Origin of the sequence: Pseudomonas sp. St386, from assembly GCF_018325865.1 — a bacterium.
Classification (GTDB): Bacteria; Pseudomonadota; Gammaproteobacteria; order Pseudomonadales; family Pseudomonadaceae; genus Aquipseudomonas; species Aquipseudomonas brassicacearum.
Window position 1 is genome coordinate 5,696,657 of sequence record NZ_AP021900.1, and the last position, 20,584, is coordinate 5,717,240.

Annotated in this window: 21 protein-coding genes; 10 read left to right on the forward strand and 11 right to left on the reverse strand. The window is 61.7% G+C overall.

The annotated features are described in order from the left end of the window. Positions 1-103 precede the first annotated feature (103 nt). Both cysZ and KI235_RS25190 read left to right on the forward strand, forming a co-directional pair. Positions 104-859, forward strand: coding sequence for a sulfate transporter CysZ (gene cysZ, locus KI235_RS25185; RefSeq protein WP_003205460.1), 756 nt, complete (start codon positions 104-106; stop codon positions 857-859). A gap of 40 nt (positions 860-899) precedes the next feature. Next, positions 900-2,099, forward strand: a complete 1,200-nt coding sequence (locus KI235_RS25190; protein WP_003205462.1) for a glycosyltransferase family 1 protein — start codon at positions 900-902, stop codon at positions 2,097-2,099. A 118-nt stretch (positions 2,100-2,217) separates the two neighbouring features. Here KI235_RS25190 and KI235_RS25195 read toward each other — a convergent pair whose 3' ends face one another. The 3 genes from KI235_RS25195 to KI235_RS25205 form a co-directional block, all read right to left on the reverse strand. Further along, positions 2,218-3,321, reverse strand: a complete 1,104-nt coding sequence (locus KI235_RS25195; RefSeq protein WP_212795351.1) for an NADH:flavin oxidoreductase — start codon at positions 3,319-3,321, stop codon at positions 2,218-2,220. Between the two features lie 257 nt (positions 3,322-3,578). Next, positions 3,579-4,061, reverse strand: a complete 483-nt coding sequence (locus KI235_RS25200) for a glutathione peroxidase (protein WP_003205465.1) — start codon at positions 4,059-4,061, stop codon at positions 3,579-3,581. A 121-nt stretch (positions 4,062-4,182) separates the two neighbouring features. Then, positions 4,183-4,668 (reverse strand): peptidylprolyl isomerase, encoded by a 486-nt coding sequence (locus KI235_RS25205; RefSeq protein ID WP_003205467.1) that lies wholly within the window; start codon positions 4,666-4,668, stop codon positions 4,183-4,185. Between KI235_RS25205 and KI235_RS25210 the strand changes: the two genes are divergently transcribed. From KI235_RS25210 to KI235_RS25220, 3 genes are read left to right on the forward strand one after another with little or no spacing between them, the layout of a single operon-like run. Continuing rightward, positions 4,637-4,975: a DUF3565 domain-containing protein gene (locus tag KI235_RS25210; protein ID WP_013694198.1), complete on the forward strand. Its 339-nt coding sequence runs from the start codon at positions 4,637-4,639 to the stop codon at positions 4,973-4,975. The genes KI235_RS25205 and KI235_RS25210 overlap by 32 nt on opposite strands. A 54-nt stretch (positions 4,976-5,029) precedes the next feature. After that, the gene (gene pta / locus KI235_RS25215) at positions 5,030-7,129 is read left to right on the forward strand and encodes a phosphate acetyltransferase (protein ID WP_003205469.1); all 2,100 of its coding nucleotides are present in this window, start codon (positions 5,030-5,032) and stop codon (positions 7,127-7,129) included. Further along, the gene (locus KI235_RS25220; protein WP_003205471.1) at positions 7,130-8,038 is read left to right on the forward strand and encodes an acyltransferase; all 909 of its coding nucleotides are present in this window, start codon (positions 7,130-7,132) and stop codon (positions 8,036-8,038) included. Positions 8,039-8,196: 158 nt separating this feature from the next. Here KI235_RS25220 and cysN read toward each other — a convergent pair whose 3' ends face one another. From cysN to KI235_RS25235, 3 genes are all read right to left on the reverse strand, one after another. Next, on the reverse strand, positions 8,197-10,095 hold the full coding sequence (gene cysN, locus KI235_RS25225) for a sulfate adenylyltransferase subunit CysN (RefSeq protein ID WP_003205472.1): 1,899 nt from the start codon (positions 10,093-10,095) through the stop codon (positions 8,197-8,199). Positions 10,096-10,104: 9 nt separating this feature from the next. Next, entirely contained in the window at positions 10,105-11,022 is a 918-nt protein-coding gene (gene cysD, locus KI235_RS25230) for a sulfate adenylyltransferase subunit CysD (RefSeq protein WP_003178041.1), read from the reverse strand. Positions 11,023-11,274: 252 nt separating this feature from the next. Continuing rightward, a complete protein-coding gene (locus KI235_RS25235) occupies positions 11,275-12,033 on the reverse strand; it encodes a Nif3-like dinuclear metal center hexameric protein (RefSeq protein WP_003205474.1) in 759 nt (252 codons plus the stop codon). A 104-nt stretch (positions 12,034-12,137) separates the two neighbouring features. Between KI235_RS25235 and algW the strand changes: the two genes are divergently transcribed. From algW to KI235_RS25250, 3 genes are all read left to right on the forward strand, one after another. Beyond that, positions 12,138-13,298, forward strand: a complete 1,161-nt coding sequence (gene algW / locus KI235_RS25240; protein WP_003205476.1) for a Do family serine endopeptidase AlgW — start codon at positions 12,138-12,140, stop codon at positions 13,296-13,298. 233 nt (positions 13,299-13,531) lie between these two features. Continuing rightward, on the forward strand, positions 13,532-15,637 hold the full coding sequence (locus tag KI235_RS25245) for a TonB-dependent siderophore receptor (RefSeq protein ID WP_013694200.1): 2,106 nt from the start codon (positions 13,532-13,534) through the stop codon (positions 15,635-15,637). Positions 15,638-15,650: 13 nt separating this feature from the next. Then, entirely contained in the window at positions 15,651-16,370 is a 720-nt protein-coding gene (locus KI235_RS25250) for a DUF4198 domain-containing protein (protein WP_013694201.1), read from the forward strand. 115 nt (positions 16,371-16,485) lie between these two features. Here KI235_RS25250 and KI235_RS25255 read toward each other — a convergent pair whose 3' ends face one another. Genes KI235_RS25255 through KI235_RS25265 form a run of 3 tightly spaced genes read right to left on the reverse strand, consistent with a single transcriptional unit; the run spans position 16,486 to position 17,607 of the window. After that, positions 16,486-17,109, reverse strand: a complete 624-nt coding sequence (locus KI235_RS25255) for an SOS response-associated peptidase (RefSeq protein ID WP_003205480.1) — start codon at positions 17,107-17,109, stop codon at positions 16,486-16,488. Positions 17,110-17,148: 39 nt separating this feature from the next. Continuing rightward, positions 17,149-17,409, reverse strand: coding sequence for a DUF2007 domain-containing protein (locus KI235_RS25260; RefSeq protein ID WP_003205482.1), 261 nt, complete (start codon positions 17,407-17,409; stop codon positions 17,149-17,151). A 15-nt stretch (positions 17,410-17,424) separates the two neighbouring features. Further along, the gene (locus KI235_RS25265; RefSeq protein WP_003205483.1) at positions 17,425-17,607 is read right to left on the reverse strand and encodes a CPXCG motif-containing cysteine-rich protein; all 183 of its coding nucleotides are present in this window, start codon (positions 17,605-17,607) and stop codon (positions 17,425-17,427) included. Positions 17,608-17,747: 140 nt separating this feature from the next. On the opposite strand from KI235_RS25265, the gene KI235_RS25270 reads away from it, so the two are divergent. Further along, a complete protein-coding gene (locus tag KI235_RS25270) occupies positions 17,748-18,914 on the forward strand; it encodes a 1-acyl-sn-glycerol-3-phosphate acyltransferase (RefSeq protein WP_032833016.1) in 1,167 nt (388 codons plus the stop codon). A gap of 188 nt (positions 18,915-19,102) precedes the next feature. Here the strand turns inward: KI235_RS25270 and KI235_RS25275 are convergent, their stop codons facing one another. After that, a complete protein-coding gene (locus KI235_RS25275; protein ID WP_003205486.1) occupies positions 19,103-19,384 on the reverse strand; it encodes a hypothetical protein in 282 nt (93 codons plus the stop codon). Between the two features lie 231 nt (positions 19,385-19,615). Between KI235_RS25275 and KI235_RS25280 the strand changes: the two genes are divergently transcribed. After that, positions 19,616-19,822: a hypothetical protein gene (locus KI235_RS25280; RefSeq protein WP_014340170.1), complete on the forward strand. Its 207-nt coding sequence runs from the start codon at positions 19,616-19,618 to the stop codon at positions 19,820-19,822. Between the two features lie 169 nt (positions 19,823-19,991). Here the strand turns inward: KI235_RS25280 and KI235_RS25285 are convergent, their stop codons facing one another. Then, positions 19,992-20,576, reverse strand: coding sequence for a YajG family lipoprotein (locus KI235_RS25285; RefSeq protein WP_003205489.1), 585 nt, complete (start codon positions 20,574-20,576; stop codon positions 19,992-19,994). Positions 20,577-20,584 lie beyond the last annotated feature (8 nt).

The window sequence follows — 20,584 nt, forward strand, 5'->3', positions numbered from 1 at the left end:
GGTGCCTTCGCCTCAAGAAACGTTGTTACACGCCATGTCGCCGCTTTCCCGGGCGGGGCAAAGCCGGTAAGGTCGGCGCGTTCACCTTCGCTCGGAGCCACCTATGCCCGCCCCCGTCCTGTCCGGCCCGCAATATTTGCGAGAGGGCCTCAAGCTGGTCTTGAGCCCGGGCCTGCGCTTGTTCGTACTCTTGCCCCTGGCGATCAACCTGGTGCTGTTCGTCGGATTGATTTACCTGGCCGGCCATCAGTTCAGCCTGTGGGTCGATACGCTGATGCCGTCGCTGCCGGACTGGCTCAGTTTCCTCAGCTATGTGCTCTGGCCGCTGTTCGTGGTGCTCGTCGTGCTGATGGTGTTTTTCACCTTCACCATGCTCGCCAACGTCATCGCCGCACCGTTCAACGGCTTTCTTGCGGAAAAAGTCGAAGTGGTCATCCGTGGCACCGACGACTTCCCGGCCTTCAGTTGGGCCGAGTTGATCGCCATGATCCCGCGAACCCTCGGCCGGGAAGCGCGCAAGCTCGGCTATTTCCTGCCCCGCGCCCTGGGCTTGTTCGTGCTGTCGTTCATCCCCGTGGTCAATCTGGTGGCGGCACCGCTGTGGCTGCTGTTCGGCGTGTGGATGATGGCGATCCAGTACATCGACTACCCGGCGGACAACCACAAGCTGGGCTGGAACGAGATGCTCGCCTGGCTGCGGGAAAAACGCTGGCAGAGCCTGGGCTTTGGCGCCAGCGTGTACCTGGTGCTGCTGATCCCGGTGGTCAACATCCTGATGATGCCGGCAGCGGTGGCCGGCGCGACGTTGTTCTGGGTCCGTGAGCAAGGCGCCGAGACCGCGTTGGCCCGCCAGGGCTGAGCCGGTCACAAATCCATCATCTTGTCGTCACAATGACGAAATGGCCCCGGTCGACACTGGGGTCATGACCACACCTCTGCACATTACCCTGATCACCGAAACCTTCCCGCCGGAAATCAATGGCGTGGCCAATACCCTGGGCCGCCTGTACGACGGCCTGCGCGCCCGCGGGCATCAGGTCGAGCTGATACGGCCGCGCCAGGTCGATGACCAACGCCAGGCCAGTGACGGGCAATTGCTACTGTGCCGGGGCTGGCCGTTGCCGGGCTATCCAGGTTTGCAGTGGGGCCAGGCGTCGATGCACAAACTGCTCAGGCGCTGGAAACGCCATCGTCCAGACGTGCTGTACATCGCCACCGAAGGGCCGCTGGGTTTGTCGGCACTGCGCGCGGCACGACGCTTGGGCATCTCGGTGGTCAGCGGCTTCCACACCAATTTCCAGCAATACACCCAGCAGTACGGCCTCGGGCTGTTGAGTCGCGTGCTCACCCATTACCTGCGCTGGTTTCACAACCGCTCCAGCCTGACCCTGGTGCCCAGCCTCAGCCAGCGCCTGGAACTGGAGCGACGCCATTTCGAGCGCGTGGCGCTGCTCTCGCGCGGCGTGGACAGCCAACTGTTTCATCCGGTCAAGCGCTCGACGAGCCTGCGTGAGGCGTGGGGCCTGGGCGACGATGACATCGCCGTGATCCACGTCGGACGCCTGGCTCCGGAGAAAAACCTCGGGCTGCTCAAGCGCAGTTTCGCCACGCTGTGCAGCGCTTTCCCGGGGCGACGGATGAAATTGGTGGTGATCGGCGACGGCCCGCAGCGCTCCGCCCTGGAGCAGGAACTGCCCGAAGCGATCTTTTGTGGCTCGCAACGCGGCGAGGCGCTGGCCAGTCATTATGCGTCCGGGGATGTGTTTGTCTTTCCGAGCCTGACCGAAACCTTCGGCAATGTGGTGCTGGAGGCGCTGGCGTCCGGGCTGGGCGTGGTGGCCTACGATCAGGCTGCGGCGGCCCAACACATTCGCCACGGCTACAACGGCGTGCTGGCAATGCCGGGGGATGAGGAGGCGTTCTGCGATGCCGCCCGTTGGCTGCTGGAAGAGCGCGAGACTTTGCGTTGCGTGCGGCTCAATGCGCGCCAGCATGCCAGTCGCCAGGGTTGGGCATCGGTGATCGAGCAGTTCGAGGCGCAGTTGCGGGGGGTTTGCCAGGTCGAATCGTCGCTGCCCCAGGCAGTGTCGCAGCGCTGAAAAGCATCGCGGGCAAGCCTTGCTCCCACAGAGTTGTCAGTCGTTCACGCACAATGTGTTCGCTGAAGATCAATGTGGGAGCAAGGCTTGCCCGCGATGAGGCCCAACAAGGCGCCGCTTAAACCAGGGTCATCAACGCCTCGCGACTGAACGGCAAGATATCCTGCTCCCGCCCTTCGCGCACTTTCTGCGCCCAGTCCGGATCCACCAGCAGCGCACGCCCCACCGCCACCAGGTCGAACTCGTCGTTGTTCAGGCGCTCCAGCAGTTTTTCCAGGCTGGCCGGTTGCGCGACTTTGTCGGTGTTGACCATAAACTGCAGGAACTCGCCGTCCAGGCCGACGCTGCCAACGGTGATGGTGGGCTTGCCGGTGAGCTTGCGGGTCCAGCCGGCCAGGTTCAGCTCGGAGCCTTCAAACTCCGGCTCCCAGAAGCGCCGTGTCGAGCAGTGGAAAATATCCACGCCGGCGTCAGACAATGGCTTGAGGAATTCGCCCAGGGTTTCAGGGGTCTGCACCAGACGCGCGGTGTAGTCCTGCTGTTTCCATTGGGAGAAGCGGAAAATGATCGGGAAACCCTCGCCCACCGCCGCGCGCACGGCACGGATCAATTCGATCGCAAAGCGCGAACGGTTGGCCAGGCTGCCGCCGTAACCGTCGGTGCGCTGGTTGCTGCCTTCCCAGAAGAACTGGTCCACCAGATAGCCGTGGGCACCGTGGATTTCCACCCCGTCCATGCCGATGCCTTGAGCGTCTTTTGCCGCCTGGGCGAACGCGGCGATTACCTCGTCAATGTCCGCCTGGGTCATACCGTGGACCACCACCTGGCCGTCCTTGAGCTTTTCGGTCGGGCCATAGCCCGGCACGCTGGCGTCCGGCTCGGTGCCGATGCGTCGCACACTGCCCACATGCCACAGCTGTGGAACGATCTTGCCGCCTTCGGCGTGTACCGCATCAACCACTTTCTTCCAGCCGGCCAACGCGGCGTCGCCATAGAAATGCGGCACGTTCGGGTAGCCGTTGGAAGCCTTGTGCCCCACCGTCGTGCCCTCGGTGATGATCAGGCCGACCCCGGCCGCCGCGCGGCGACGGTAATACTCGATGACCTTGGCGTTCGGAACGCCGCCCGGCGAAAACGAACGGGTCATTGGCGCCATCACCACCCGGGTCGGCAACTCGAGCGCGCCGAGGAGGAAAGGTTTGAACAGGGCTTTTGCAGGCATGAGGCACTCCACGGGACAAGGTCGCAGGTCGATATGACGACGATAATATGTGGAGTCCGAGGCGCTCGGTAGCACTATTGATTGGAGTGATTAAGGATCAAAAGGGCGCCGAGTAGGAGCTGTGTAGGAGCTGTGTAGGAGCTGTCGAGTGCAACGAGGCTGCGATCTTTCCCCAAACACTTGAGTCTCAAGCGAAAGATCAAAAGATCAAAAGATCGCAGCCTTCGGCAGTTCCTACATCTGCAATTTCTTGAGGATCAAGCCAGCGCTTTTTCGATCGCCTGGATCACGGCAGGATCATCCGGCGCCGTGCGCGGTGAGAAACGTACCAGCACGCGACCGTCCTTGCCGACCAGGAACTTCTCGAAGTTCCAGGTAATGTCTCCGGGAAACTCGGCGCCCTCGCCCGCCAACAGGCGATAGAGCTGATGACGACCGGGGCCGTTCACGTCCAGCTTGCTGGACAGCGGGAACGTCACGCCGTAGTTGAGGCTGCAAAAGTCCTGGATTTCCTGCTCGGTTCCCGGTTCCTGCCCGGCGAACTGATTGCAGGGCAAGCCCAGCACGCTGAACCCCTTGGCCTTGTATTGCTGATAGAGATTTTCCAGCGCCGCGTATTGAGGCGTCAGGCCACATTTGGAGGCGACGTTGACCACCAGCACGACTTGCCCCTTGAACGGCGCCAGAGCAAGCTCCTGACCATCCAGGGCTTTGAGTTTAAGGTCGTGGAAAGCACTCATGACGAACTCCAGGTTTGCGGATCTTTTCGAAACAGCCGTGGTTGATGCTAACAGCAACCGACTAAAAAGGCGCCGTATGGCGCCTTTCCAGTTCACTGGTCATTTGAGCGTAGCGCACAAATCAGTGGTGATGGCCGCCTTCGCCATGGACGTGACCATGGGCGATTTCTTCCTGGCTGGCGTCACGGATGTCGACGATCTTGACTTTGAAGTTCAAGCGCTGGCCAGCCAGCGGGTGGTTGCCGTCAACGGTGACGTCGTCGCCTTCCAGGTCGCGAATGGTGACGATCTGCATCTGACCATCGGGGGCGGAAGCGTGGAACTGCATGCCCACTTCCAGCTCATCGACGCCTTCGAACATGCTGCGGCTCAGGGTGCTGACCAGTTCGGCGGAGTATTCGCCATAGGCGTCTTCCGGCTCGACGGTAACGTTCAGGTCGTCACCGACCGTTTTGCCTTCCAGGGCTTTTTCCAAGCCCTGGATGATGTTGCCTGCGCCATGCAGGTAGACCAGCGGAGCGCCGCCGGCAGAGCTGTCGATGACCTCACCAGCGTCGTTGGTCAGGGTATAGTCGATGGAGACAGCCTTATTGGCGGCGATCAGCATGGGGCGAGACCTTTTGCATAAGAATGAAGAACGGACAAGTCTAAACAAGGATTTGCCCGAAAGCGAACGGAACCCGGACAAACGGACTTGCCCGAACAGACCGACGGTCACCGGTTTCCATCAGGACGAGGACGGGCACTGGGTGGCCGAGCTGTCTTGTGGCCATACTCAGCATCTGCGTCACCAGCCACCGTGGCAGTCCCGGGCCTGGGTGCAGGACCCCGGGCAACGTATTGAAAAAATAGGCCAGCCCTTTGATTGCGGCTGGTGCGCTCAAGGCCCGGTTAGCGATAACCTTGACGACTGAATTGTGGGTAGACGGCCAGTCATAGGCCGCGCCATTCCCCCTTAGAGAATTCGCATGCAAACTTTTTTTATCGCGCCCACCGATTTTGGTGTGGGCCTGACCTCCATCAGCCTCGGGCTGGTGCGTACCCTTGAACGGGCCGGACTGAAAGTCGGCTTTTTCAAACCCATTGCCCAACCTCACCCCGGCGACACCGGGCCGGAACGCTCCACCGAGCTGGTGGCCCGCACCCACGGCCTCAAGCCGCCGCAGCCCCTGGGCCTGGCGCACGTCGAGCGCATGCTCGGCGACGGCCAGCTCGATGAGCTGCTGGAAGAAATCATTACCCTTTATCAGCAGGCGGCCATCGGCAAGGACGTGCTGGTCGTCGAAGGCATGGTCCCGACCCGCAACGCCAGCTACGCCGCCCGGGTCAACCTGCACCTGGCCAAGAGCCTGGACGCCGAGGTCATCCTGGTGTCGGCGCCGGAAAACGAAGTGCTGACCGAACTGTCTGGCCGGGTAGAATTGCAGGCACAGTTGTTTGGCGGGCCGAAGGACCCGAAAGTTCTCGGAGTGATCCTGAACAAGGTCCGCACCGACGAAAGCATGGAGGCGTTTTCCGCACGGCTCAAGGAGCACTCGCCCTTGCTGCGCAGCGGCGATTTCCGCCTGCTCGGCTGCATCCCGTTTCGCCCCGAGCTCAACGCTCCGCGCACCCGCGACGTGGCCGACCTGATGGGCGCGCAGGTGCTCAATGCCGGCGACTACGAAAGCCGGCGCATGAGCAACATCATCATTTGCGCCCGTACCATGCGCAACACCGTGGAACTGCTCAAGCCCGGCGTGCTGGTGGTGACCCCCGGCGATCGCGACGACATCATCCTGGCCGTGAGCCTGGCGGCGCTCAATGGCGTGCCGCTGGCCGGCCTGCTGCTGACCAGCGACACCCTGCCCGACCCGCGCATCATGGACTTGTGTCGCGGCGCCTTGCAGGCGGGGTTGCCGGTGCTGTCGGTGAGCACCGGCTCCTACGACACCGCCAACCTGCTCAACGGCTTGAACAAGGAAATCCCCATCGATGACCGCGAACGTGCGGAGATCATCACCGATTTCGTCGCCAGCCACCTGGACGCCAAGTGGCTGCACCAGCGCTGCGGCACGCCACGGGAAATGCGCCTGTCGCCAGCGGTGTTCCGCTATCAGTTGATCCAGCGCGCCCAGGCCGCCAACAAACGCATCGTGCTGCCCGAGGGCAGCGAACCGTTGACCGTCCAGGCCGCCGCCATTTGCCAGGCCCGGGGCATTGCCCGCTGCGTGTTGCTGGCAAAACCGGCCGACGTCGAAGCGGTGGCCCGCGCCCAAGGCATCGAACTGCCGCCGGGCCTGGAAATTCTCGACCCGGATTCGATTCGCGAACGCTACGTCGAACCGATGGTGAGGTTGCGCAAGAGCAAGAGCCTGAACGCACCGATGGCCGAGCAGCAACTGGAAGACACCGTGGTCATCGGCACCATGATGCTGGCCCTGGATGAAGTGGACGGGCTGGTATCCGGCGTCATCCACTCCACCGCCAACACCATCCGTCCGGCCCTGCAACTGATCAAGACCGCGCCAGGATGCTCACTGGTGTCCTCGGTGTTTTTCATGCTGTTCCCCGAAGAAGTGCTGGTCTACGGCGACTGCGTGATGAACCCTCACCCCAGCGCTGCGGAGCTGGCGGAAATCGCCCTGCAAAGTGCCGACTCGGCCGCCGCGTTCGGCATCACACCGCGGGTGGCGATGCTCAGCTACTCCAGCGGTGAGTCGGCCAGTGGCGAAGAAGTGGAAAAAGTTCGCGAAGCCACCCTGCTGGCCCACGAGGCCCAGCACGGTCTGTTGATCGATGGTCCGCTGCAATACGACGCCGCCGCCAACGAAACCGTGGCACGGCAATTGGCGCCCAACAGTCAGGTGGCCGGCCGGGCGACGGTGTTCATCTTCCCGGACCTCAACACCGGCAACACCACTCACAAGGCCGTGCAGCGCAGCGCAGATTGCGTCAGCCTCGGGCCGATGCTGCAAGGCTTGCGCAAACCGGTGAATGACTTGCCGCGCGGCGCCCAGGTCGACGACATCGTGTACACCATCGCCCTGACCGCGATCCAAGCCGCCAACCGACCTTTGGACATTTAAATGCTGGACTTCTTGCCTGCCCCCTTGCGCGGCGTCATTGCCTCGCTGCTATTGGCGCTGAACACCATCGCCTGCTGCACGCCGCTGTTCATCGTGGCGATTTTCAAATTGCTGCTGCCCTTCCCCGCTGCCCAGCGCTTCACCGACTGGTTGATGGGCCACATCCACGAAGCCTGGATCAGCAACAACAAGGCCTGGATGAACCTGCTGCGTCGTACCCGCTGGCACCTCAGCGGCCTGGAGGGCCTGGACTACCAGCATTCGTACCTGATCACCAGCAACCACCAGAGCTGGGTCGACATCATGGTTTTGCAGTACGTGCTGAACCGACGCATCCGGCCGTTGAAGTTCTTTCTCAAGCAGGAACTGATCTGGGTGCCGGTGATCGGCCTGGCCTGGTGGGCGCTGGGGTTCCCGTTCATGAAGCGCTACTCCAAGGCTTACCTGGAAAAGCATCCGGAAAAGAAAGGCAAGGACCTGGAAACCACCCGCAAGACCTGCGCGAAGTTTCGCGACAACCCCGTGGGCATTTTCAATTTCGTCGAAGGCACGCGCTTCACCGACGGCAAGCATGCCCAGCAGCAGTCACCGTTTCGCTACCTGCTCAAGCCCAAGGCCGGCGGCATCGCGTTTGTACTGGATGCCATGGGTGAACAGCTGGAGTCGATCATCAACGTGACCATTCATTATCCAGGCGGTCGTCCGGGGTATTGGGATTTGCTCTGCGGCAACGTTGGAGAGGTGGTGGTGCATTTCCAGGAACTGAAGATCCCACCGCAGTTCATCGGCAAGAACTACGATCAGGATGGCGTGTATCGCCTGGAGTTCCAGGGCTGGATCAACCAGTTGTGGCAGGACAAGGATGCGTTGCTTGCGCAGATGCATCGGGAGTATCCCGCCAAGTCTTGAGGTGGCTGCACTGGCCTCATCGCGAGCAAGCTCGCTCCCACATTTGCTCCACCGCTGACCATTGTGGGAGCGAGCTTGCTCGCGATAGCGTCCTTCCAGACAACAGAAAGCCCGCAGATGATCACTCATCTGCGGGCTTTTAGTTACAGCGACTTGCCTTAGATCGCCCCACGCTTGCGCAGCAGATCGAGCACCTGCTTGACGCTCTCTTCCAGGGTCAGCGACTGGGTGTCGATCACCAGGTCGGCATCCAGCGGCACGTCATACGGGAAGGATTCGCCCGGGATGTTGTCGCCAGCGGCGGCATACAGCCCTTGCGGATCACGCTGGGCACACACCGTTGGCGAGGCCTGGACGTAGACGGTCAGCAGACGCTCCTTGCCGATCAGCGCCTTGGCCTGTTCGCGGCCTTCGGCATCCGGGGCGACAAACGCGGCGAGGGTCAGCAGGCCGGCTTCGTTGAACTGACGGGCGACATGAGCCGCACGGCGCCAGTTCTCGGTACGTCCGGAGCGATCCTGCGGCAAGCCCTTGTTCAGGTCATGACGCAGGTTCTGGCCATCGAGGACAAAGACCGCACGGCCCGAGTCGAACAGCTTGCGCTCGACCGCATAGGCCAGCGTGCTTTTGCCAGCGCCCGACAGGCCACTGAACAGGACCGTGGCTGGCTGCTGGCCGAAACGCTGGGCGCGTTCCTCCACCGACACATGGGCCAGCTTGCCGTGGTGCGTGCTGCTGCCGTGAGCCAGCGGCTGGGCGACGATCATGCCGGCACCGACCGTGCCATTGGTCAGGCGATCGATGATGATGAACGCGCCGGTGGTGCGGTTGCTCTCGTAACCGTCCAGGGCGATCGGCGCATCCAGGGCGATCTTCACCTTGCCGATTTCGTTGAGCTGCAACGCGCTGGCCGGACCTTCTTCCAAGGTGTTCACATCCACCTTGTTGACGATGCTGGCAATCGAGCCCGGCACGTAGCTGGTGGCGCGCTTGATGTCGTATTTCTTGCCCGGCAGCATCGGCTCTTCGGCCATCCACACCAGCATCGCTTCGAAGCTGTCGGTGACCGGCGGCACGTTGTCGGCATGCACCAGCAGGTCGCCACGGGAGATGTCGATTTCGTCTTCCATGGTCAGCGTTACCGCCTGGCCAGGACCTGCCTGTTCCAGCTCGCCTTCGAAGGTGACGATGGATTTCACGCGGCTGCTCTTGCCCGAGGGCAGCACCACCACTTCGTCGCCCTTGTGCACGATGCCGCTGGCGAGGGTGCCGGCGAAACCGCGGAAGTTCAGGTTCGGACGGTTGACGTACTGCACTGGGAAACGCAGGTCGGTGAAGTTACGGTCGCCCGCCACTTCCACCGTCTCGAGGATTTCCATCAGCGACTGGCCGGTGTACCACGGCGAACGCTCGGACTTGTTCACCACGTTGTCGCCCTTGAGGGCGGACATCGGCACGAAGTGCATGCTGGTGGGCTTCATCTTCAAGCCTTCGGCGAACTTCAGGTAGTCGGCCTTGATCGACTCGAACACGCCCTGGTCGAAGTCCTTGAGGTCCATCTTGTTGATGGCCACGACGATGTGCTTGATACCCAGCAACGAGGCGATGAAGCTGTGGCGACGGGTCTGGGTCTGCACGCCGTAGCGCGCGTCCACCAGGATGATCGCCAGGTCACAGGTGGAGGCACCGGTAGCCATGTTGCGGGTGTACTGCTCATGGCCTGGGGTATCGGCGATGATGAATTTACGCTTGGCGGTGGAGAAATAGCGGTAGGCGACATCGATGGTGATGCCTTGCTCGCGCTCGGCCTGCAGGCCGTCGACCAGCAACGCCAGGTCGATATCGTCACCGGTGGTGCCGACTTTCTTCGAATCGCGGGTGATGGCTTCCAGATGATCTTCGTAGATCATCTTGGAGTCGTGCAGCAGGCGCCCGATCAGGGTGCTCTTGCCGTCGTCGACGTTACCGCAGGTCAGGAAACGCAGCAGCTCTTTGCGCTCGTGCTGGCCCAGGTAGGCGAGGATGTCCTCGCTGATCAAATCAGATTGATGCGACATGACAGCCCCTTAGAAATAACCTTGACGTTTTTTATCTTCCATCGAGCCTGCGCCATCGTGGTCGATGACCCGGCCCTGGCGCTCGGAAGTTCGCGTCAGGAGCATTTCCTGGATGATGTCCGTCAGGCTTTCAGCCTCGGACTCCACCGCGCCCGTCAACGGGTAGCAGCCAAGGGTACGGAAACGCACTTTCTTCTTGACGATACGGGCTTTGTCTTCGTCGGACAGGTGCTCGAGGATGCGCTCGTCGTCGATCATGATCAGCGTGCCGTTCTTCTCGATCACTTCACGCTCGGCGGCAAAATACAGCGGCACGATCGGGATGCCTTCGAGGTAGATGTACTGCCAGATGTCCAGCTCGGTCCAGTTCGACAGCGGGAATACCCGGATCGACTCGCCTTTGTTGACCTTGCCGTTGTAGACGTTCCACAACTCCGGGCGCTGGTTCTTCGGGTCCCAGCGATGCTTGCTGTCACGGAACGAGTACACGCGCTCCTTGGCGCGGGATTTCTCTTCATCGCGACGGGCACCGCCAAACGCGGCGTCGAAACCATATTTGTCCAAGGCCTGCTTGAGGCCTTCGGTCTTCATGATGTCGGTGTGCTTGGCACTGCCGTGGGTGAATGGGTTGATGCCCTGCGCCACGCCGTCCGGGTTCACATGGGTGATCAGGTCCAGGCCCAGTTCCTCGACCATGCGATCGCGGAACTTGTACATTTCCTGGAATTTCCAGCGGGTGTCGACGTGCATCACCGGAAACGGCAGCTTGCCGGGGAAGAACGCCTTGCGTGCCAGGTGCAGCATCACGGCGGAGTCTTTACCGATGGAGTACAGCATCACCGGGTTATCGAACTCGGCGGCCACCTCGCGGATGATGTGGATGCTTTCCGCCTCCAGCTGTTTCAGATGCGTCAGTTTGTCGACCATGGCTACTCACGAAAACTTTCTTATGAACGGCCAGCGGGCCGTGTTCGAGCGGGGAATCCTAGCACAGCGACCTCTTCTAATCAGGGCGCCAACTAGATCGAAACAGCATATGGATATGCCTGCCGGTTCGGGCCCCGCACACGCTTTTCTGTGGGAGCGAGCTTGCTCGCGATGACGGTGTGTCAGCCATATTAATGTCGGCTGATCCGCCGCTATCGCGAGCAAGCTCGCTCCCACAGGGGTTATAAACAGTCAGATGGGATTCGGGCAATCGATGAAGATGTGCTCCAGGGCAAAGCGTCGCGCCAGGTAGTCACCCAATGCCTGGACACCGTAGCGCTCGGTCGCATGATGCCCTGCGGCGATGAAGCTGATGCCGTTTTCCCGCGCGCTGTGGAACGTCTGCTCCGACGCCTCGCCGCTGAGGTACAGGTCGACGCCGGCCAACACCGCCTGATCGATATAGCCCTGGCCACCACCCGTGCACCAACCAACTCGGCGGATCATTTGCTCGCCTTCGATCAACAACGGCTCACGCCCCATGACTTCCTGGACCTTGCGCGCGAAATCCCGGGCCGTCATCGGTTCGGACAGGGAGCCGACCAGGCCGACGATCTTGGGGTTGTCCGGATCCAGCGGTCCCTCGACGGTGATGTCCAACTGGCGGGCCAACTGCACGTTATTGCCCACCTCCGGGTGCAGGTCCAAAGGCAAGTGGTAGGCCAACAGGCTGATATCATGCTTGAGCAACGTCTTGAGACGACGCTGTTTCATGCCGGTGATACAAGGGTTCTCGCCCTTCCAGAAATAACCGTGATGCACCAGCACCAGGTCGGCCTCGGCCTCGACGGCAGCGTCAAGCAAAGCCTGGCTGGCGGTGACGCCACTGACGATGCGCATCACCTGGGGCGCGCCTTCGACCTGCAGGCCGTTGGGGCAATAATCGGCAATCCGGCTGCTGGCCAGGTAACGGTCCGCTTCTTCGACCAGGGTGTTCAGGGCTACGGCCATGAAAAGACTCCTAAATATCCCGTTCAGAGGCACGCGCGGCCTCGTATAATGCGCGACATTATGGGCGGTCTCATACCGCCTGCAACCTTTGTAGGACGTGCTTAATGCTCAAGGCGCTGCGTTTTTCCGGCTGGCCGCTGTTGGCCGGCGTGCTTGTCGCTCTACTGATTATCCAGCGCTACCCGGAATGGGTGGGCCTGCCGAGCCTCGACGTCAACCTGCAACAGGCGCCGCAAACCAAGGCGGTGCAACAGGGGCCGGTGTCCTATGCCGACGCCGTGACCACCGCGGCGCCAGCCGTGGTGAACCTGTACACCACCAAGGTCATCAACAAACCCAGCCATCCATTGTTCGAAGACCCGCAATTCCGGCGCTTCTTCGGCGACAACTCGCCCAAGCAGAAGCGCATGGAGTCGAGCCTGGGGTCGGGCGTGATCATGAGCCCGGAAGGTTATATTTTGACCAACAACCACGTCACCAGTGGTGCCGACCAGATCGTGGTGGCCCTCAAGGACGGCCGCGAAACCCTGGCCCGAGTGATCGGCAGCGACCCGGAAACCGACCTCGCGGTGCTGAAGATCGACCTCAAGAACCTGCCGGCCATCACCATCGGCCGCTCCGACAGCATCCGCATCGGCGACGTGGCCCTGGCCATCGGCAACCCGTTCGGCGTCGGCCAGACCGTGACCATGGGCATTATCAGCGCCACCGGGCGCAATCAGTTGGGCCTGAACAACTACGAGGATTTCATCCAGACCGACGCTGCGATCAACCCCGGCAACTCCGGCGGCGCGCTGGTGGATGCCAACGGCAACCTGACTGGGATCAACACGGCGATCTTCTCCAAGTCCGGCGGCAGCCAGGGTATCGGTTTCGCCATTCCGGTGAAGCTGGCGATGGAGGTGATGAAGTCCATCATCGAACACGGCCAGGTGATTCGCGGCTGGCTGGGCATTGAAGTCCAGCCGCTGACCCAGGAACTGGCGGAGTCCTTCGGCTTGTCCGGGCGGCCCGGCATCGTGGTGGCGGGGATTTTCCGCGACGGCCCGGCGCAGAAGGCCGGCCTGCAACTGGGCGATGTGATCCTGAGCATCGATGGCGAACCGGCCGGCGATGGCCGCCGCTCGATGAACCAGGTGGCGCGGATCAAGCCCACTGACAAGGTGACGATCCAGGTCATGCGCAACGGCAAGGAGCTCAAGCTCACCGCTGAAATCGGCCTGCGCCCACCGCCGGCACCAGTGGCGCTCAAGGAAGAGCAGTAAGCCGCGTCATAGCCGACTAGCGCGAATCGATCGTTCCCACGCTCCTGCGTGGGAATGTCGCCTGGGACGCTCTGCGTTCCACTGCTGGAAGTGACGCAGAGCGTCACGGTATGCATTCCCACGCAGAGCGTGGGGACGGTCATCTCATCCTGATTCACCTGAAAATACAGATAGCATAAATTCTCATTAGTAGTGTTATATTGTTTCAATACTAAAAATTGGAACAACATAACATGTCATCCCTGAAACGGATTTCCGTTGCCAGTCTCGCCCTGGGCTTGCTCGCCGATCCCGCCTACGCCGAAGAAGTCCAACCTCTGGAACTGGACGCCGTCAACGTGACGTCCGACTACGAATCCCCCACCGGCCCCGTCACGGGCTATCGCGCCACCCGCTCTGCCAGCGCCACCAAAACCGACACGGCCCTGCGCGACATCCCGCAATCGATCAGTGTGATTCCCGCCAGCGTGCTCAAGGACCTGGGCAGCACCAACGTCGAACGAGCATTGGAATACGCCGGCGGTGTATCGAAGCAGAACAACTTCGGTGGCCTGACGCTCTACGAATACAGCGTGCGCGGCTTCACGACATCGGAATTCTACAAGGATGGTTTCAGCGCCAACCGTGGCTATCCGAGCACGCCGGACGCGGCGAACATCGAACGCATCGAAGTGCTCAAGGGCCCAGCCGCCAGCCTGTATGGCCGTGGCGATCCCGGCGGTACGGTGAACATTGTCACCAAGAAACCCCAGCCCGAAGCCTTCACCACCTTGCAAACCAGCGCCGGCAGCTGGGATCGCTACCGCACCGCGCTGGACGTCAACAGGCCACTGGACACCGAAGGCAACCTGTTGTCGCGGGTCAACCTGGCGGTCGAGGACAACCACAGCTTTCGCGATCACGTCGACAGCCAGCGCGTCTTCGTCGCGCCTTCCATCAGCTGGCAATTGAACCCCGACACCCGGTTGCTGGTGGAAAGCGAAATCGTGCGCCACAGCTCGACGTTCGACCGTGGCATCGTCGCCCCGAACAATCGCTGGAGCGGCGTTTCCCGCTCGACCTTTTTGGGCGAACCCAACGATGGCGACATCGACAATCACAACAACATGCTCCAGGCCGCCCTCGAACATCAGCTCAACGACACCTGGCAACTGCGCCTGGCCAGCCATTACAAGCAGGGTGAACTCTGGGGCTTCGCCTCCGAAGCGCGCCCGCTGAACGCCGATGGCCACACGGTGAACCGCCGCTATCGCGAGCGCGACAACAATTGGCACGACAGCATCACCCAACTGGAATTGCGCGGCCTGTTCGACCTCGGCCCCTGGCAACACGAACTGCTGATCGGCAGCGAATATGAGGATTACCGCAAGAACGAGCGCGTGACCACCATCGGTGGCAGCACCTACCCCATCGACATCTATCAGCCGATCTACGGCCAGCCGAAACCCAATGGTACTCGGACCGGCACCGACTTCTTCGAACATGTGCAAAGCCGCGCGCTGAACCTGCAAGACCAGATCGTCTTCACCGACAAACTGCGGGGCATGCTCGGCGTGCGCTATGAGCATTTCGAGCAGAGCATCGACGATCACACCCGCGATCGCACCAACCGCCAACGCCACGATGCCCTGACGCAGCGGGCCGGCCTGCTGTATCAACTGACGCCCGAGGTTGGCCTGTTCGCCAACGCCTCCACCTCGTTCAAACCCAACAATGGCCTGGATGCCGGCGGTAAATCCTTCGACCCCGAGGAAGGCGTCGGCTATGAAGTGGGGATCAAGAGCGAATTGTTCGACGATCGCCTGAGCACCACCCTGGCGGCGTTCCATATAGAGAAGGAAAACGTCCTGAGCCCGGTCGCCGGGACCGACTTCAGCCGCGCCATGGGCAAGGCCCGCAGCCAGGGCATCGACCTGCAAGTCACCGGGCAGGTGACCGACGCCGTGCGGGTGATTGGCGCCTTCGCCTACATCGATGCCGAAGTGACCAAGGGTGACGAGCAAATCCCCACGGGCAGCCGGATCCTTGGCGTCGCCAAACACAGCGGCAGCCTGCTGGGCGTCTACGAATTCCAGGACGGGCACCTGCGCGGTTCGGATGTTGGCGCGGCGTTCACGTACGTCGGCGATCGCTCGGGCGAAGCGGGCAAGGACTTCGAACTGCCGGCCTACCACACCGTGGATCTGCTGGCCCATTACAAGGCCAGCGATGACGTCACCGTGGGGCTGAACCTGAACAACGTCTTCGATGAAAAGTACTACGAGCGCGCCTACAGCAACTACTGGGTCACCCCCGGCGAGCCGCGCAACTTCACCGTCAGTCTCACCCTCGCTCTGTAAAAGGAACATCCGCATGAAATACCCCAAGACCTTCGCCCTGCTCGGCCTGCTCCTGGCCACACAGGCCTCGGCCCATGGCCTGTGGACCGAACAGCGTCGCGGCAACATCGAAGTGATCTACGGCCACGGCGCCGAAGACAATGCCTTCAAGGCGCAGAAAATCAGCGGTGCCTGGGCCTATGATCAGGTCGGCAAGATGATCCCCGTCACCGTCGAGCGCCTGCCGGACCACGCCCGCCTGCAACCGCTCAAGCCACCGGCGGTGCTGGCCGTGGCGCTGGACAACGGCATGTGGTCCCAGACGGCGGACAAGAAGTGGATCAACGAAGGCCGCAGCAAAGTGCCCGGGGCGATCGAGTCGACCCACACGTTCAAGTACAGCCTGGCGATCTATGAGCCGGGGGCGAAACTGCCGACGCTTGCACCGATCAAGTTCGTGATCCTGCCGGAAGTCGACCCGCTGACCGTAGGGCCAGGCCAGTCATTGCCGGTACGGGTGCTGCTGGACGGCAAACCGGCAGCGGGTGTGAAACTGGTGGGTGACTACCGCAGCGCGCCGAACACCGTATCGACTGAAACCGACGCAGAAGGCCGGGCCAAGGTGCTGGTGCGCAACGAAGGCTTGAATGTGATCGCGGCGCAGATGGAAATTGCACTCAAGGACAACAAGGACGTGGCCACCCGTGGCGTGTTCACCTCGTTGACCTTCCTGGGTGAACCGCATCACGAGTAACGCCACAGGGGGATGGCGGTGAACACATTTTTTGTGAACACCCGCAGCCTATTGTGGGAGCGAGCCTGCTCCGGGCGGCGATCCGACGATAAGGCCAATACAAGCGCCGCAAAGCTCAAGCCGGAGTCAAGCACTCCGGCCCATTGAGCTTCGGATCATTGACCATGTTGGCCAGCACTCGCTCGCGCAGTACCGTCGGCTCGCTTGCCAGCAGCCCTTGCAAGGCATGCAGCGGTGTCTCGGGATCGAGCCACAGGCGCTGGCCTTCTTCGTCCAGGATCAACGGCCGGCGCTGACCCGCCGCCGGTTGGGTGATGACCGCCGTGCTCAGCCACACCTGTTCCTGCACCGGATACGCTTCCCAGATCGCGGCGAAAAACAGCGACGAACCCTCCCCCGGCGTCAACCAGTACGGACGCTTGCGCGTGCCGCCGCGCCACTCATAGAAACCATTGGCCGGCAGCAGGCAACGGCGCAGGCGCAAGGCCTCTCGGAACATCGGCTGCTCGGCCACGGTTTCGGCCCGGGCATGGGCCGGGGTGCGGGACAGGTCGGTCAGCCATGGCGGCGTCAGCCCCCAGCGTGCCCGGGCCAGTTCGCGCTGGCCCTCGGCGCCGGCCCGCAGGATCAACACCGAATCGTTGGGCGAAATATTCCATTGAGCCTTCTGATCGGCGGGAAAACCGGGCAGGGCTGCAAAGGTGGGGTTCCAGCGAAACAGGGCATAACGTCCACACATGGGGCAACACGACTCTTGATCGAACAAACGGCCGCCAGCCTAACAGACCAGCGTGCCGGGATAGCTGTCCGGTTCATCGCCGGGCAACGGCAGTGCGGCATTGTACGCGGCGATCAACTCCCGGGCGTATTGCGCCTGGTCATCCTCCACCGCCAGTCCCAGCAAGCCCTGCATCGGCAACTCCCCCGCACCGCCCAGCAAATCGCGCCCCACCAGATGCGCCGTGATGCCTTCGCTGGCAAGCATGCCTTGCAGCAACTCGCCTTCCATCAGGCTTTCCAGCTCGTAGATTCGCCGCATCGGTGTTGCCCCCCGTCAGTCGTCTTCTCTGAAGACCTCGAGATGCCATTCCTCACCATGGACCTGCAACACAAAGGTGATTGGCCGGCAACACACCTGACAATCCTCGATGTAGGTCTGGTCGCCGCCGGACAAGTCCAGGGATGTCTCAACGTCCTCCCCACAATAGGGACATTCATAATGAGCGCTTTCCAGCATCGCGGTCTCCCAGGTGACTTGTGCGTATAATCGCCGGTCTATTTGCAGGGCTATTTTTGTCTGGCTTATCTTCCTGACCGTGCCCTGTCGTTTTTTCGTTAGAACCTTTTACTTACCCTAGCCGTTTCCAACAAGAGAGCATGATGGGCGAATTCGATGCCATCCGACCTTACGACGACAGCGAAGTCCCAGCGGTGCTGGCACGACTGCTTGGCGACAAGGCGTTTCTAGATATCCTCACCCACTTCCGCTTCCCACGCCTGGCCGGCGCCTTCGGCTGGATGCTCAAACCTCTTATAGCGCAAAGATTGCGTCGTGAGTTCGCCGGTGTGACGTCGGTCGCCACGCTGCAGGACAAGGTGGAGTTCTACGTCGACCACACCATCGAGCGCGCCACCGATGGCGTGACCTATACCGGGGTGGAGCAATTCAAGTCTGGCAGTGCGTACCTGTTCATCGCCAACCACCGCGATATCGTGATGGACCCGGCCTTCGTCAACTACGCCGTCTACCACGCCGGCCTGCCGACCCCGCGCATCGCCATTGGCGACAACCTGCTGCAAAAGCCCTTTGTCAGCGACCTGATGCGCCTGAACAAGAGCTTCATCGTGCACCGCTCCATCACCGGGCGGCGGGAAAAAATGGCGGCGTACCAGTTGTTGTCGGCGTACATCAACCATTCGATCCGCAACGACTGCGCCTCGATCTGGATCGCCCAGGCCGAAGGACGAGCCAAGGACGGTGACGACCGGACCGAATCGGCGATCCTCAAGATGTTCCACATGAGCCGCAAGGACGAGCCGTTCGGCGAGGTGATCCAGTCACTGAACCTTACGCCGGTGTCGATCAGCTACGAATACGACCCGTGCGACCAGGCCAAGGCCCGCGAGTTGTACATCCGCGCCACCACCGGCACTTACACCAAGGCCCCGGGCGAGGACGACGTGAGCATCGCCAAGGGCATCACCGGCTACAAGGGCCGGGTCCACGTGAACTTCGCCGCGCCCATCACCGAGCTGTTCGAGGACACCAAGCAATTGGCCCAGGAGATGGACCGGCAGATTCTCGGCGGCTACCGCCTGTTCCCGGTGCATTACCTGGCTTACGCCCAATGGGCCGACGCCGATCCGCAGTTGCAGGTGCCTAAGGCGGCCGAGGTGTTCGGTGCCGAAGAGCTGGCCAAGGCCGAGCAGGAATGGCAGCGCCGGCTGGACGCTTGCCCGCCGGAACACCGACCGTTCCTGGTGCTGCAATACGCAACGCCGGTGCGAAATCAGTATCGGGTCAAGGCGGGGTTGGCGCTTTAAAGCCACGACGAGAGAGCTTGCTCACGCTGGGTTTGTGTAGGAGCTGCCGAAGGCTGCGATCTTTTGATCTTTCGCTTGAGATTCAAGTGTCTGGGGAGAGATCGCAGCCTCGTTGCACTCGACAGCTCCTACACAGCTCCTACGGGCGCTGCCCAGCGGGAGCAAACGCCCTTTCCACGGCTACTGCGTCAGAACTGCGTACTGATCCACGACACCAGCAACGCCAGCGCCAGGCAGCCAAAGCCAAACCGGTAGAAAAACCGGTTCATCCGCTGAGTGGCCAGATCCAGCAGCGCTTCAAATCGTTCGTTGCTATCGCGATTGCGCGCTTCAAGGCAGGCCCGCGCCCGTTGTTCACGGCGGCGCGTCGCATGCAGCACCCAGCCGCCCGGGCAGGCAAACAGCAACGCGAGCAGGTTGATCAGTTTGGCGGGGTGGGCGGCGAACAACGAAAGCAGATGCGACGACATCACGAACCTCAAGCGAAAAAACGGACAGGGTACGTCCGTGGCCTACAAACAGGGCGCGGATTCTACCGAAAGCCTGACGCCCTGCGCCGCTTTTTCCGACCAGTAACGATCCCGCCGCAACGCTGGGTTCTTCTGTGGCGAGGGAGCACGCCCTGGGTTAATTTCACCCGTCACGGTTTCGTCATCTGATTAGGCCACTCTGTCGCCCTTCAAACCTGCACGGAACCCGTCATGCTGCACGCCGAAAACCAGGACCGCCTCTATCTCATCAGCCCAAGCGACGAACAGCAGAACCTCGTCGACAGCCTGTCCTTCAACGTGCAGGACCGACATTGGCTGGTGTATTGCGCCCTGGGCGGCCATCAACATGCCGATCTTCCGGAGACAGACCTGCTGACCGGGATCAGTGTGCTGGAACTGTACTCAGAGGCTGCATGACGGTTTCACTCTGTGGGAGCAAGGCTTGCCCGCGATGAGGGCAGCACCTTCGACAATGCTGTGAAGGACAGATCGCTATCGCGGGCAAGCCTTGCTCCCACAGGTCTTGCTTTCAAAAGTCTCATCGCCCCCTGGGCCATTGCAGCCCAGGGGTCATGCCGCCGAAACCTTACTCAGCCAGTACCTGGCCAATGGTCGGGTCCTTGAACAGCCGGGTCAGGGCATCGCTCAAGACGTCGCTGACCAGCTTGGTGTTGGTGTCCTGGTTAGGTGCCATGCCGAAGCGCTGGTCCAGGGACGCACCGTAACGGCCGCTATAGCGACGGTTGGCGTTCTGCACGTCGGAGCGGAAGGTCGCGCCGATGGTCGCTTCGGTCACGTACATGCCTTCCTTGGGCGACTGGTACTTGAGCTCGGCCAGGGTCACCGTCAGTTGCGGTGCATTCAAGGCATTGGCGGTCGGCGTGAAGCCCAGCAAACGCACGGCGGCTTCAGCCTGGGCCTGCAGCTTGGGCAGGATCTGCGCGCCCTGCACCGTGATCACACTGGTTTCCGGATACAGCCCGCCACGGGTGCCGAGCGTCGGCGACGGACGACCGTCCACCACCCGCACCACCACCGGCTGGCCACGACCCACAGGCGCCAGCTGGGCATTGAGCTTGGGCTCCGGGTTAAGTTGTTGCGGGCTGTGGGCGCAGCCGACGAGGGTCAGACTGGTCACAGCGATCAAACCGAACAACAGGCGTTGCAACATGCTCTTCT